Below are 13,590 nucleotides of genomic sequence, written 5' to 3'. Positions count from 1 at the left end.
CAACCTCTTTTTATGTGGGGTGAAATAATGGAAACAATAAGTAAAAATGCAATTAACTATGGTAATGTTGTTGATTTAACGCACGAAGGGCATGGTGTTATCAAAATCGATCGTTACCCAATTTTTGTGCCAAATGCGTTAATTGGAGAAGAAATTGAATACAAAATTATCAAAGTAAAGAAAAATTTCGCGATAGGTAAACTACTTCAAGTTGTGAAACCGAGTGAGCATCGCGTTGAACCACCATGCAAATATTATTGGAAGTGCGGTGGTTGTCAATTACAACATATGACTTATGAAGCGCAATTGGCAATGAAACAATCACAAGTGATTAATCTCTTCCATAGAAAAGCACAATTTACCGATACAACCATTCATAAAACTGTTGGAATGGATAATCCATGGCAGTATAGAAACAAATCACAACTACCTATTGGTACCGATAAAAATGGACAAGCAATCATGGGATATTATCGACAACGAAGTCACGATATTATTGATATGGATAGTTGTTTAATCCAAGATGATATACATCAAGATATTATGAATCACGTTAAACAATGGATTAAAGAATATCGTATTAGTATCTATAATGAACGTACTAAAAGTGGATTGTTAAGACATCTAGTTATTCGCACAGGCTATTATACTGATGATATGATGGTTATCTTTGTAACCAATGGAAAACATTTTAAAGACGCTTCAATTCTAGTGGAAAAGTTAAAACAAACATTTCCTAACATTACGAGTATTAAGCAAAACATTAATAACAGCCATTCTAATGTTATTATGGGTCAACAATCTATAACACTATATGGTAAAGACAGAATTGTAGATCAACTTAGCGATACAACATTTAAGATTAGTGATCAATCATTCTACCAAATTAATTCATCTCAAACTGAGAAATTATATCAAAAAGCAATTGAGTATGCGCAGTTAACAGGAGAAGAAACAGTGCTCGATACATACTGTGGTATTGGTACGATAGGTTTATACATGGCACCAGTAGCTAAACATGTGTATGGTGTTGAAGTTGTGCCATCTGCGATTAAGGATGCACAGCAAAATGCGACTTTAAATGGATTTGAAAATACAACTTTTGTCTGTGGTAAAGCTGAAGAGGTCATTATAAAATGGAAACAACAAGGTATCAGACCAGATGTTGTAATGGTAGACCCGCCGCGTAAAGGCTGTGATCAAACATTCTTACAAACTTTACTGAAACTTAATCCTAAGCGTATTGTGTATATTTCGTGTAACCCTTCAACACAACAAAGGGATGCACAAATTTTAGCCACACAATATGAGTTGAAAGAAATTACGCCGGTCGACATGTTCCCACAAACAACACATGTAGAAACAGTAGCATTGTTTGAAAGAAAATGATACGTGATATTTCATAATACGAATATTAAGAAATGATTACAGCGCATTAAATCTTATAGAAAAGGTTTTTTTCTCGATATAGACTGTGTATACTATGGTTGAAATTAAGAAAGATTGGAGGTCATTTTTGTGCAAAAATTTGATTTTTCGCCTAGTCGAATCAATTTACCTAAGTTTATTACAACCCAATTGGTCGTGGTTTTATTTATGATATTGTTTACATACAAGTGGGCGTTTATGTTTACAACTATTCATGAGCAAACTTTTTTAGCTAATTTACTCTACGGATTTTTAGGTTTTGTTGTTATTTTAGGATTACATGAATTGATTCACAGACTTTCGTTTTTTATTTTTTCAAAGGGTGAACAGCCTAAATTAAAATATAAAAAAGGATTTCTATTAGTACATATTTCAAAAAAATGTTTTAACAAGTGGCAATTTTGCACAATTATGTTAGCTCCAATGGTCATCATTACTGGTCTATTAATGTTGATATTTAGTTATTATACGTACTCTTCAATTATCATCATGTTAAGTATTCATTTCGGGTATTGTCTAATAGATTTATATCTAGTAGGTATTACGTTTACGAATAAATTTGAGTACATTCATCCATCCGATGAAGGATTAATTATGTATTACCAGCGTCCTATACAAGTTAATAATGAGTTTGAATAAATCATAAGTCTCAATATGATTATATATGTGCACATTTCATGAGTTTTGAAGGATTTCACATTATAATTACGTTGAGGCTTATTTTTTAAAGAGGTGAGACAATGGCTGAAAGAAGAATTATACATATAGATATGGATTACTTTTTTGCACAAGTAGAAATGCGAGATAATCCTAAATTAAAAGGGAAACCAGTAATCGTTGGTGGAAAGGCGAGTACACGCGGCGTGGTTTCTACTGCATCATATGAAGCGCGAAAATATGGTGTTCATTCTGCAATGCCAATGTCTCAAGCCCATAAATTATGCCCAAATGGTTATTATGTCAGCGCAAGATTTGATGCCTATAGAGAAGCTTCTGCTATTATTATGTCTATATTTAAAAGTTATACAGATATCGTTGAGCCAATGTCACTCGACGAAGCATATTTAGATATTACACATTTAGTCAGATCTGACTTACCGGCATCAAAAATTGCAAGCTTTATTCGTCGTGATATTTTTGAAAAAACAGGTTTAACATCATCTGCAGGTGTTTCGTATAATAAATTCTTAGCAAAATTAGCAAGTGGTATGAACAAACCGAATGGCATGATGGTTATAGATTATAATAATGTAAATGATATTTTAATGAATTTAGATATTGGTGACTTTCCAGGTGTGGGCAAAGCCTCGAAAAAAGTAATGCATCATCATGATATCTACACAGGGAAGGATTTATATGATAAAACAGAATTTGACTTAATACGTTGGTTTGGAAAAAGAGGTCGTGGCTTATATCAGAAAGCCAGAGGTATTGATCATAGTGAAGTGAAAGCGAAGAGAGTGCGTAAATCCGTGGGAACTGAACGCACGTTTTCAACTGATGTCAATGATGATGAAGTCATATTGCAGAAGATATGGGAACTATCTGGAAAAACAGCAGAACGTTTAACTAAATTGCAAAAATCAGGTAGCACTGTAACAGTTAAATTAAAAACATATCAGTATGAAACATTTTCAAAACAAAGAAGCTTAAGAGAACCGGTTAATAGTGATATTGATATATACAATGTTGCTTATGATTTATATAACGAATTAAAGGATCCCGATATTCCAATAAGGTTAATTGGTGTCACAGTAGGGAATTTAGAACAATCAACATATAAAAATATGACAATCTATGATTTTATTTAAAGATAAAGGTCAATGCCGATAAAATGTACTTTGCTTATCAAAATACATTTCACATCATGCGCTAGCCTTTATCTTTTAAATTTTTACCATAAATTTGGAGCATACTTTGCAAATTATCATAATGCTTTAATAATCTAAATGTAATCATTGCACATGCTTTGGCATCATTGAGCGCATCATGATGACCATGAAAGTCTAATTGATAATGATTCATTAAATGTTTAAGACCATAACGATATGCATCAATTGTACGTTTAGCAAGTTGATATGAACAAAAGTAAATCATTGACGGAGTTTCAATATTTAATTGTTTTAAACTTTGGTGAAGTACATTCATATCAAAGGCAGCATTATGTGCAACAACAGGTAAGTTATCAATAAATTGCATCATATAGGGATATACATAGTCAAAACTCGGCGCATCATTGACATCTTCAGGTGTAATACCATGAACATTTATATTCGTCTTTGAGAAATAATCAAATGGATTGACTAAAGTGTAAAAGGATTCAACAATCTCATTATTGACAACTTTAACCATACCAACAGAACAGATACTTGTACGTTTACCATTTGCTGTTTCAAAGTCTAATGCAATAAAAGCATTATCCATATTTACACCATCCTTTCATGTATAGATGCTTTCATTTTAGTAGTAGTATAAAAACATTTCCAGGATGTTGCACAACTAAAAAAGGGAGTGGACAGAATTCTTTTAAAATTCGTGTTCACTCCCAGCTTGCTTAGCTTGTAGAATTTCATAATGAAATTCTCTTTGCTGGGGCCCCGACTCCCAGCTTGCTTAGCTTGTAGAATTTCTTAGTGAAATGCTTTTAGCTAGGGCCCGCATGCAAGGTTGACTAGAACTGAAAAAGCTTGAGTTAAGTGCCTTTCCAGTAGCAGTCAACTATCGATTATTTTCAGATATAGTCTTATCTATATCGTGTCTAGATTTAATAAGGAAAGCATTATTCTTCATTAAATGAACGTGCTGCTAATTCTTTTTCATATAAATATAATGTATTGCAGTCATCGCCAATACGATTTAAATAATCAATGTGTGTTTCAAAAGTTGCTTCTTCTTCCACTTGTTCATCTAAGAACCAGTTTAAGAATGAGATAGTAGCATAGTCTTTATCTTTTTGAGCAATTTCAGATAAATTATAGAAACGACGTGTTACGTCTTGTTCTTGTGCTAATCCATCTTTAAATGTTTCAAGGATTGATTTGAATTCAGTTTTAGGTGCTGGAATTGATTTGAATTCAGCGTGTTCACCACGGTCATTAATGTAATCATAGATTTTTTTACCGTGGAAACGTTCTTCTTTAGCTTGTTGAATGTAGAAATTAGCGAAACCTTCATATGAAGCGTCATCACAATAAGCTGCCATTGCCATATAAGCATGTGCTGCGAAATATTCATGGTTCATTTGATCATTAAGTGCTTCTAACAAGTCTTTACTTAACATAATTAAGTCACCTCTATTAAAAATTTGTCATTTATTTTGTCTTTGTTCATAAAGAGTATAACAAATCTATTCTCATTAGTAAATAATAATTATTATAATCTAGGATGTAACTTGTTATTTTTAATTGAGAATGTTTTTTGTTATACCCGTTACGTGTTATAATTATTCAAGTGATTTATATGAGGAGGAAGCACATGAGACAATGGACTGCAACGCACTTAGCGAAATTGGCACGTAAGGCTAGTATCGCTGCCGGGAAAAAAGGTACTGACTTACCTGGACAAGTTGCCCGCAAAGTGGATCAAAATATATTAAGAAAATTAGCTGCAAAAGTTGATGATATCGTTTTTATTAGCGGAACGAACGGTAAAACGACTACATCTAATCTTATAGGACATACTTTAAAAGCAAATCACATTGATATCATACATAATAATGAAGGTGCTAATATGGCGGCAGGTATAACATCTGCTTTTATCATGCAAAGCACTAAAGATACTAAAGTAGCTGTCATTGAAATTGATGAAGGTTCAATACCACGTGTATTAAAAGAAGTGACACCATCAATGATGATTTTTACAAATTTCTTCCGTGATCAAATGGATCGCTTTGGTGAAATCGATATAATGGTAAATAATATTGCGAAGTCTATTAGTAATAAGGGAATCAAATTGTTACTTAATGCAGATGATCCTTTTGTTAGTCGACTCAAAATCGCTAGTGATTCGATTGTTTATTATGGCATGAAAGCACATGCACATGAATTTGAGCAAAGTACAATGAATGAGAGTAAATATTGTCCTAATTGTGGCAAACTATTAGTATATGATTACATTCATTATAACCAAATTGGTCATTACCATTGTTCATGTGGATTCAAACGAGAATTACCGAAATACGAAGTAACATCATTCTCTGCATCTCCATTCTTAGGATTAAATATTGGTGATACTACGTTTAATATGAAAATTGCCGGTGACTTTAATGCGTATAATGCATTAGCGGCATATACAGTATTAAGAGAATTAGGTCTTAATGATGATTCAATTCGAACAGGGTTTGAATCATACACATCAGATAATGGACGTATGCAGTATTTCAAACTCAATCATAAAGAGGCTATGATTAACCTTGCTAAGAATCCCGCTGGTATGAATGCAAGTTTGTCTGTGGGCGAACAATTGGAAGGTAAGAAGGTATATGTTATTAGTTTGAATGATAATGCGGCAGATGGTCGCGATACGTCATGGATTTATGACGCTGATTTTGAGAAGTTAAGCGAACAAAATATAGAAACGATTATAGTAACAGGAACTCGAGCTGAAGAATTGCAATTACGTCTGAAATTGGCTGAAGTGACTGTGCCTATTATCCTTGAAAAGGATATCTATAAAGCAACAGCATTGACTATGAACTATGAAGGATTTACAGTCGCAATTCCTAACTACACGTCATTATCTCCGATGTTAGAACAACTTAATCGTTCATTTACAGGAGGGCAATAAATATGAATGAATTAACCGTTTATCATTTTATGTCAGACAAATTAAATTTATATAGTGATATTGGAAATATTATTGCACTCAAACAAAGAGCAAAGAAACGTAATATTCAATTAAATGTTGTTGAGGTTAACCAAACTGAAGGTGTGACGCTTGATAACTGTGACATCTTCTTTATTGGTGGTGGAAGTGATAGAGAACAAAGTATTGCGACTAAAGAATTAAGCAAAATGAAGACCACACTTAAAGATGCAATTGAAGATGGTATGCCAGGTTTGACAATTTGTGGCGGCTACCAATTCTTAGGAACAAAATATATTACTCCTGATGGCACTGAACTTGAAGGATTAGGTATATTAGATTTTTATACTGAATCACGTACTGAACGATTAACTGGCGATATCGTCATTGAGAGTGATACATTTGGTACAATAGTTGGCTTTGAGAATCATGGTGGACGTACACATCATCATTACGGTACGTTAGGACACGTTACAGTAGGATATGGAAATAATGATGAGGATAAACAAGAAGGTATCCACTATAAAAACTTATTAGGTACCTATTTACATGGACCTATTTTACCTAAAAATCATGAAATCACGGATTATTTATTAGAAAAAGCTTGTGAACGTAAAGGTATACCGTTTGAACCTAAACAACTAGATAACACTGAAGAAGAAGCAGCTAAGCGTGTTATTATTGAACGTTCATCTAAGAATAAATAATAGTTGACTATTAACTTAGTAAAAAGACGTACTGGAACTTCGTATGAAGCCAGTACGTCTTATTTATTTGTCATTGTATCTACTATCTAATAATTTATAAATTAAAAGTATTTCATAAATGATATGACTTTTTATTTGATTTTGATCAAACTCTTCTAATCGCTTGACAGAAGACTTAAGTGTTGATGCAGATGAACGATGTGGTTCGAAATGATCGCTATTGACTATATTATTGACACTATGACTGATTTTAATAATTGCCATTTTTTCCTCAGGCGTAAATACTAAATGAATATGCTTAGGTAAATAAATGATATTTGATAGATGGGTAGCGAGTAATCGGTCAATATATGAACGGTTCGAAATCTGTTTCAACCGTTTCCACTCATCTTCCTTGTTCTTATGGTAGCGTAATTCATCTTTTTGATAACCAGTTAATGTCTCAGATTTGTTAATCACACCCATTAGCTTATTTAATAAATTATTACTATCATCTGAATCAAATTTTCCTAATAATAATTCATTACATCTTGATGAAAATAACTCATACATTTTATATTCTGATTGTGTTAGATTATCCTCAATTTGTTGGTAATATTTGGGAGGAAGAACAACAAAATTAACTAATCCCGCTGTGACCAAACCAATCAACGCTGTTAATAATCTTGAGAAGAAGTTAAAGAAATAGGCATCGTGTATACCAGGTATCATAGCAACTGATGTTAATACCGCAACGGTCGTACCAACTTGTAAATTTAATTTTGTACAAGCTAAAATGGTGAACAGTGCACTAAATGTATAGGTTAATGCTGATTGATCTCCAAAAATAAATGTAAAAATAACAGCGAATAATGCGCCAATGACTGTCGCTGGCAATCTTCTGTACCCTTTTTTTAATGATGCTTTGGCTGTGGGTTCGATTGTTACAATAGCTGTTAATATCGCAAAGATAGGAGTTAAATTAAGCATCAAACAAAATAGCGATGTTAAAAAAGTGGCTAAACCAGTTTTAATGGTTCTAGCGCCAATAATTCTTTTGTACCATTTATCCATATGATAAATCCTCTCGTTGTACGAAAATAACATTAATATGTTTCTTTAATAAGTAAATTATTTTCACTTCATTTTTTGTATGTTTAGTATATCAAAATTTTTTTGGTATAATAAGATGTAATCACAATTAAAAAGGAACGGGATATTATGATTGTAAAAACAGAAGAAGAATTACAAGCCTTAAAAGAAATAGGTTACATTTGTGCTAAGGTTAGGGATACGATGCAAGAAGCTACTAAACCTGGCATCACAACTAAAGAATTAGACAATATTGCTAAAGATTTATTTGAAGAACATGGCGCTATTTCAGCACCTATTCATGATGAGAATTTCCCTGGACAAACATGTATTAGTGTTAATGAAGAAGTTGCACATGGAATTCCAGGTAAACGAATCATTCGTGAAGGCGATTTAGTTAATATTGATGTATCAGCATTAAAAAATGGCTATTACGCAGATACTGGTATTTCGTTTGTTGTGGGTGAAGCAAGTGATCCGCTTAAACAAAAAGTATGTGACGTTGCATTAAGGGCATTTGAAAATGCGATGGCAAAGGTTAAACCAGGAACTAAATTAAGTAATATTGGTAAAGCTGTGCATGCAACTGCACGTCAAAATGATTTAACTGTCATCAAAAATTTAACAGGACACGGCGTAGGTCAATCTTTACACGAAGCACCTAATCATGTAATGAACTATTATGACCCTAAAGATAAAACGTTGCTTAAAGAAGGGGTTGTAATCGCAGTAGAACCGTTTATTTCTTCTAAAGCAACATTCGTAACAGAAGGTAAGAATGAATGGGCATTTGAAACAAGAGATAAAAGTTACGTAGCCCAAATTGAACATACGGTTATCGTTACTAAAGATGGTCCATTATTAACGACTAAAATAGACTAATTTTAGAAGTAAATCTTTAATTGGCTAAACGTGAATAGATAAGTAAAAAGACAATTTCTAGTGAGTTTTGATACGCACCTTAATAGTTAATCTTAAAATCTAACTTTATGAGTGCATTCACTATAGAAATTGTCTTTTTTATATTTACTTTGCTTTTAAAATGCAAACGGGTTTATTCATTTTCTTAAGTGCGATTTAATGCCACTTATCAATGACTGGTATAAACGTGTGTATTCATCCGCATTTATGTGCCTGTATCATTCATTAAGAGATGGATAATGTGACTGCCAATTAAAGATATGTTAACTATGCGACCTTCACTTGTCGACTCAGGTAATTTAAACAACCTTTGTATTCATAATACAAACGTATTGAAACATGCTTACTTGGTCCATCGTTGTTCAACTTTGCCAAATTTCCATATTAAAGAGGAAATGAGCCAACTTGTTAAGAACAAAACGACCAGAATATAACCAAAATAATCAAACTGGATATTTGCGATGAATGTCCAGAAAGTACCACTTAATTGCCATTTTTCTGCTATGATTTGAAGCAACTCTGTAGTACCGATTAACAATGCAGCGATAACTGAGATGGCAGTAATTGTAATGTTGTAATAAATTTTCCGAATAGGATTGAAAAAGGCCCAATTATAGGCAGAGGTCATCAATATACCATCTAACGTATCAAGTAAACTCATGCCTGCAGCAAATAGTATGGGCAAGGATAAGATACCTATAAATGAAATTGCTTGTTGAGACGCACCAGAAGATAACGCAAGTAAAGAAATTTCACTTGCAGTATCAAATCCTAAGCCAAATAAAAAACCAAGAGGCAAGACATGCCAACTACGACTTATGAGTTTAAAGTAGGGTCCAACAATACGAGAAATCAATCCACGTGCCTCTAATAAATCATTTAACTTATTATCATCTATACGTTCATTTTTTAATTTTAAGAATAGCGTAATTAAGGATACTAATATGATTAGATTCAATATACCAATTAGAATTAAAAAACTTCCTGAAACGATTGTACCAATAATACCACCAATTTCTTGAAAATGTGGCAACGCGTCTTTTGCCCATTTTACAGAAATGCCTAAGAAAACAGACATAAGAAAGACGACTGTAGAGTGTCCAATGGAGAAATAAAAGCCTACGCCGACAGGACTACGTTGTTGCTGTAATAATTTACGTACAGTATTGTCTATCGCAGCAATGTGATCGGCATCAAATGCATGACGCAATCCCAGCGTATATGCAAGGATACCCATACCTAGAAGTAGATGGTTAGAATTTGCTAACCAAAGGAAACTGAAACCTAAAATGTGCAGAAAAATAACGATAAGAATGTAGGGGAGCCAATTCAGACGATGATGTGCTTGAGTCATTGATGTTACCTTCTTTCTAGAATAAATATACTTAATCATACACTTAAAAATGGTAAAAATAAAATTAAGTTTATAATGAAATGAAGAAACATCGTACTAAAGTATGAGAACAAGATGGTCCCATAGCCTATGGGCGTTTATACCACTTTGAACTATAATTAACCTTAATCAAGGACGAGGTGGTTCTATGAATTATATGGACTTATATTTAAAACATTTTCTTAAAGTGATTATTAAACGAAACATTAGTGATTATCAAATTAGTTTAGATGAAAAATTAAAAAACATTGAAAATTATATTGAATATTTAAAAGCTAAGAAAACGCAAATGAATAAGTTGATTGACAGTTTATCTGCAACATTAGAAAATAAATATATTGATATAACTAATACTTATAACATTAAACATGCTCAGGAAATTAATAATTATGAAATTGAAAGCCTTAAAAAACAACTGGATTTATTCGAAGCGTATTGTGCAAGAATTGAAGCAGATATACAGCGCTGTTCTAAAGAAAAAATTACAACTCAAGGCGAATGTGACATAATTGAACAAATGAGTGTAGTAGCTTAATTAAGAGGGATAGGAGGCGACACATTGACTCGAAAATATATTTCGACAGAATTATTAATCATATTTACCGCTTTAATGATTATTGCAAATTTTTATTACATCTTTTTTGAAAAAATAGGTTATCTATTCGTATTGCTTTTAGGATGTATATTAGTTTATGTAGGCTACCTTTACTTTCATAAAGTAAGGGGTCTCTTAGCGTTTTGGATTGGCGCCTTACTTATAGCGTTTACTTTACTTTCAAATAAATATACTATTATTATTTTATTTGTCTTTCTGGTAATTGTTATTATAAGATATCTTATTTTTAAATTTAAACCATTGAAAGTAATTGCTTCAGAGGATGAAGTAACATCACCTCAGTTTATAAAGCAAAAATGGTTTGGTGAGCAACGCACGCCAGTGTATGTCTATAAATGGGAAGATGTGCAAATTCAACATGGTGTTGGGGACATTCACATTGATATGACTAAAGCTGCGAATATTAAAGAAAATAATACAATTGTTGTAAGACATATTTTAGGGAAAATTCAGTTAGTGGTACCATTGAATTATAATATTAACTTACACATGGCTGCTTTATATGGAAATGCATACTTAAATGGCCAATCTTATAAAGTTGAGAATAACCATATCCAGGTTGAAGAGAAGCCCAAAGAAGAAAATTATAACGTCAATATCTATGTTTCAACATTTATCGGAGATGTTGAGGTGATTTATCGATGAATCACTATTTAAGAGCTATCGGTTCAATGCTTATACTCGTCTATAGCATGTTAACCGCGTTCTTATTTATAGATAAAGTATTTGTTAATATTATCTATTTTCAAGGTATGTTTTATACACAAATTTTTGGTATACCTGTATTCTTATTTTTAAATTTAGTTATCATTTTACTTTGTATCATCGTAGGTTCAATTCTCGCATACAAAATTAATCAACAAAATACGTGGATTAAATCACAGATTGAACATGCTATAGAAGGTGAAACGGTAGGTATTAACGATCAAAATATTGAGCTTTACAATGAAACAATTGATATTTATCAAACGTTAGTTCCGCTAAACCAAGAACTACATCGTTTACGAATGAAAACACAAAATTTAACTAATGAAAATTACAATATGAATGATGTTAAAGTTAAAAAGATCATTGAAGATGAACGTCAAAGGTTAGCTCGAGAGTTACATGACTCCGTTAGTCAACAACTTTTCGCAGCAAGTATGATGTTATCTGCAATCAAAGAAACAAAATTAGAGGCACCACTTGACCAACAGATTCCAGTCTTAGAGAAAATGGTTCAAGAATCACAATTAGAAATGCGTGCACTGCTACTTCATTTAAGACCTTTAGGCTTAAAAGATAAATCTTTAGGTGAAGGTATTAAAGACTTAGTCATCGATTTACAGAAGAAAGTGCCTATGAAAGTGATTCACGATATACAAGATTTCAAGGTGCCTAAAGGCATAGAAGATCATTTGTTTAGAATAACGCAAGAAGCGATTTCTAATACATTGAGACATTCTAACGGTACAAAAGTGACGGTTGAATTATTTAACCAACAAGATTATTTATTACTTCGAATTCAAGACAATGGTAAAGGTTTTAATGTTGATGAGAAATTAGAACAAAGCTATGGATTGAAAAATATGAGAGAACGTGCATTAGAAATCGGTGCGACATTCCATATCGTATCATTGCCAGATTCTGGAACAAGAATAGAAGTAAAGGCACCATTAAATAAGGAGGATGATAATTATGGCGATTAAAGTTTTGTTCGTAGATGACCATGAAATGGTTAGAATTGGGATATCAAGTTATTTATCAACACAATCTGACATTGAAATAGTTGGAGAAGGGGCGTCTGGTAAAGATGCAATTGCGAAAGCGCATGCGCATGAACTTAAACCGGATTTAATTCTCATGGATTTATTAATGGATGACATGGATGGGGTAGAAGCTACTACTCAAATAAAAAAAGATTTACCACATATTAAAGTCGTTATGCTAACAAGTTTTATTGAAGATAAAGAGGTATACAGAGCCTTAGATGCTGGTGTAGATAGTTATATATTAAAAACAACCAGTGCGAGCGATATTGCAGATGCAGTACGTAAAACGTATAATGGAGAATCTGTATTCGAACCTGAAGTTTTAGTTAAAATGCGTAATAGAATGAAAAAACGTGCAGAGCTATATGAAATGTTGACTGAACGAGAAATGGAAATTTTATTATTAATTGCTAAAGGCTATTCTAACCAAGAAATTGCAAGTGCTTCTCATATAACAATTAAAACTGTAAAAACACATGTAAGTAATATATTGAGTAAATTAGAAGTACAAGATAGAACGCAAGCTGTAATTTATGCATTCCAACATAATTTAATTCAATAAAAACATATAAATACAAAGTATTTTAACGAGACGCTTGCGTTGATTATTAATGAACATAAGTGCTAGCACACTTATGTATGAAATGCTAAAGATGAACTACGAGTGACGTTGTGTGCGGGGCCCCAGCAAAGAGATTTTCAACATGAAAATATACAAACAAAGCAAGCTGGGGTTGAGGAACTTAAGTGTTTACACACTTACGTAAATAGTTCTAAGATAGATTACGAAACAGAGTTGCGGAGACTCCTAGGGGAGCAGTAATTTTAATGAACCTAAGCGCAATAGCACTTAGGTAAGTAGTTCTAAAATGGGTAATGGAACGTAGTTGAGCGACGCCT

At 32.6% G+C, this 13,590-nt stretch carries 14 protein-coding genes; 10 read left to right on the top strand and 4 right to left on the bottom strand.

Annotation, left to right across the window (positions count from 1 at the left end; all coding sequences use genetic code 11):
- Positions 1–27: 27 nt before the first annotated feature.
- The 3 genes from rlmD (at position 28) to dinB (ending at position 3,239) form a co-directional block, all read left to right on the top strand.
- Positions 28–1,389, top strand: a complete 1,362-nt coding sequence (gene rlmD, locus KA878_RS04015) for a 23S rRNA (uracil(1939)-C(5))-methyltransferase RlmD (protein ID WP_193839150.1) — start codon at positions 28–30, stop codon at positions 1,387–1,389.
- Positions 1,390–1,518: 129 nt separating this feature from the next.
- Positions 1,519–2,067: a DUF3267 domain-containing protein gene (locus KA878_RS04010; RefSeq protein ID WP_053030381.1), complete on the top strand. Its 549-nt coding sequence runs from the start codon at positions 1,519–1,521 to the stop codon at positions 2,065–2,067.
- A 101-nt stretch (positions 2,068–2,168) separates the two neighbouring features.
- Entirely contained in the window at positions 2,169–3,239 is a 1,071-nt protein-coding gene (gene dinB / locus KA878_RS04005; RefSeq protein WP_193839151.1) for a DNA polymerase IV, read from the top strand.
- Between the two features lie 61 nt (positions 3,240–3,300).
- Here the strand turns inward: dinB and KA878_RS04000 are convergent, their stop codons facing one another.
- Positions 3,301–3,852 carry a 3'-5' exonuclease gene (locus KA878_RS04000; protein ID WP_193839152.1) on the bottom strand — a complete coding sequence of 184 codons (552 nt, stop codon included), beginning with the start codon at positions 3,850–3,852 and terminating at the stop codon, positions 3,301–3,303.
- 355 nt (positions 3,853–4,207) lie between these two features.
- Positions 4,208–4,708: an H-type ferritin FtnA gene (ftnA, locus tag KA878_RS03995; protein ID WP_053030378.1), complete on the bottom strand. Its 501-nt coding sequence runs from the start codon at positions 4,706–4,708 to the stop codon at positions 4,208–4,210.
- A 194-nt stretch (positions 4,709–4,902) separates the two neighbouring features.
- On the opposite strand from ftnA, the gene murT reads away from it, so the two are divergent.
- Complete coding sequence (gene murT, locus KA878_RS03990) at positions 4,903–6,213, top strand: lipid II isoglutaminyl synthase subunit MurT (RefSeq protein ID WP_070855033.1); 1,311 nt, start codon at positions 4,903–4,905, stop codon at positions 6,211–6,213.
- Between the two features lie 2 nt (positions 6,214–6,215).
- Positions 6,216–6,938: a lipid II isoglutaminyl synthase subunit GatD gene (gene gatD, locus KA878_RS03985; RefSeq protein WP_053030376.1), complete on the top strand. Its 723-nt coding sequence runs from the start codon at positions 6,216–6,218 to the stop codon at positions 6,936–6,938.
- 63 nt (positions 6,939–7,001) lie between these two features.
- Here gatD and KA878_RS03980 read toward each other — a convergent pair whose 3' ends face one another.
- Entirely contained in the window at positions 7,002–7,991 is a 990-nt protein-coding gene (locus KA878_RS03980) for an FUSC family protein (protein WP_075108577.1), read from the bottom strand.
- A 147-nt stretch (positions 7,992–8,138) separates the two neighbouring features.
- On the opposite strand from KA878_RS03980, the gene map reads away from it, so the two are divergent.
- Entirely contained in the window at positions 8,139–8,891 is a 753-nt protein-coding gene (gene map / locus KA878_RS03975; protein WP_193839153.1) for a type I methionyl aminopeptidase, read from the top strand.
- A gap of 382 nt (positions 8,892–9,273) precedes the next feature.
- Here map and KA878_RS03970 read toward each other — a convergent pair whose 3' ends face one another.
- Positions 9,274–10,284, bottom strand: coding sequence for a HoxN/HupN/NixA family nickel/cobalt transporter (locus KA878_RS03970; protein WP_193839154.1), 1,011 nt, complete (start codon positions 10,282–10,284; stop codon positions 9,274–9,276).
- A gap of 187 nt (positions 10,285–10,471) precedes the next feature.
- On the opposite strand from KA878_RS03970, the gene KA878_RS03965 reads away from it, so the two are divergent.
- Genes KA878_RS03965 through vraR form a run of 4 tightly spaced genes read left to right on the top strand, consistent with a single transcriptional unit; the run spans position 10,472 to position 13,252 of the window.
- Entirely contained in the window at positions 10,472–10,858 is a 387-nt protein-coding gene (locus tag KA878_RS03965) for a hypothetical protein (RefSeq protein ID WP_075108579.1), read from the top strand.
- A gap of 24 nt (positions 10,859–10,882) precedes the next feature.
- A complete protein-coding gene (vraT, locus tag KA878_RS03960; RefSeq protein WP_053030371.1) occupies positions 10,883–11,584 on the top strand; it encodes a cell wall-active antibiotics response protein VraT in 702 nt (233 codons plus the stop codon).
- Complete coding sequence (gene vraS, locus KA878_RS03955; protein WP_075108581.1) at positions 11,581–12,627, top strand: sensor histidine kinase VraS; 1,047 nt, start codon at positions 11,581–11,583, stop codon at positions 12,625–12,627. Before vraT ends, vraS begins: the two co-directional genes overlap by 4 nt.
- Positions 12,617–13,252 (top strand): response regulator transcription factor VraR, encoded by a 636-nt coding sequence (gene vraR, locus KA878_RS03950; protein ID WP_193839155.1) that lies wholly within the window; start codon positions 12,617–12,619, stop codon positions 13,250–13,252. The genes vraS and vraR overlap by 11 nt, the downstream gene beginning before the upstream one ends.
- Positions 13,253–13,590 lie beyond the last annotated feature (338 nt).

It is taken from the genome of Staphylococcus sp. GDY8P57P (assembly GCF_017892585.1).
GTDB lineage: Bacteria > Bacillota > Bacilli > Staphylococcales > Staphylococcaceae > Staphylococcus > Staphylococcus borealis.
Note: the sequence above shows the minus strand (reverse complement) of the source record. Positions and strands in the feature narration are given on the sequence as shown.

Coding starts and splice junctions, on each gene's coding strand:
- vraS (WP_075108581.1), top strand. CDS start 11,581: ATGAATCACTATTTAAGAGCTATCGGTTCAATGCTTATACTCGTCTAT.
- rlmD (WP_193839150.1), top strand. CDS start 28: ATGGAAACAATAAGTAAAAATGCAATTAACTATGGTAATGTTGTTGAT.
- KA878_RS03980 (WP_075108577.1), bottom strand. CDS start 7,991: ATGGATAAATGGTACAAAAGAATTATTGGCGCTAGAACCATTAAAACT.
- dinB (WP_193839151.1), top strand. CDS start 2,169: ATGGCTGAAAGAAGAATTATACATATAGATATGGATTACTTTTTTGCA.
- murT (WP_070855033.1), top strand. CDS start 4,903: ATGAGACAATGGACTGCAACGCACTTAGCGAAATTGGCACGTAAGGCT.
- ftnA (WP_053030378.1), bottom strand. CDS start 4,708: ATGTTAAGTAAAGACTTGTTAGAAGCACTTAATGATCAAATGAACCAT.
- vraR (WP_193839155.1), top strand. CDS start 12,617: ATGGCGATTAAAGTTTTGTTCGTAGATGACCATGAAATGGTTAGAATT.
- KA878_RS04000 (WP_193839152.1), bottom strand. CDS start 3,852: ATGGATAATGCTTTTATTGCATTAGACTTTGAAACAGCAAATGGTAAA.
- KA878_RS03965 (WP_075108579.1), top strand. CDS start 10,472: ATGAATTATATGGACTTATATTTAAAACATTTTCTTAAAGTGATTATT.
- map (WP_193839153.1), top strand. CDS start 8,139: ATGATTGTAAAAACAGAAGAAGAATTACAAGCCTTAAAAGAAATAGGT.
- KA878_RS03970 (WP_193839154.1), bottom strand. CDS start 10,284: ATGACTCAAGCACATCATCGTCTGAATTGGCTCCCCTACATTCTTATC.
- gatD (WP_053030376.1), top strand. CDS start 6,216: ATGAATGAATTAACCGTTTATCATTTTATGTCAGACAAATTAAATTTA.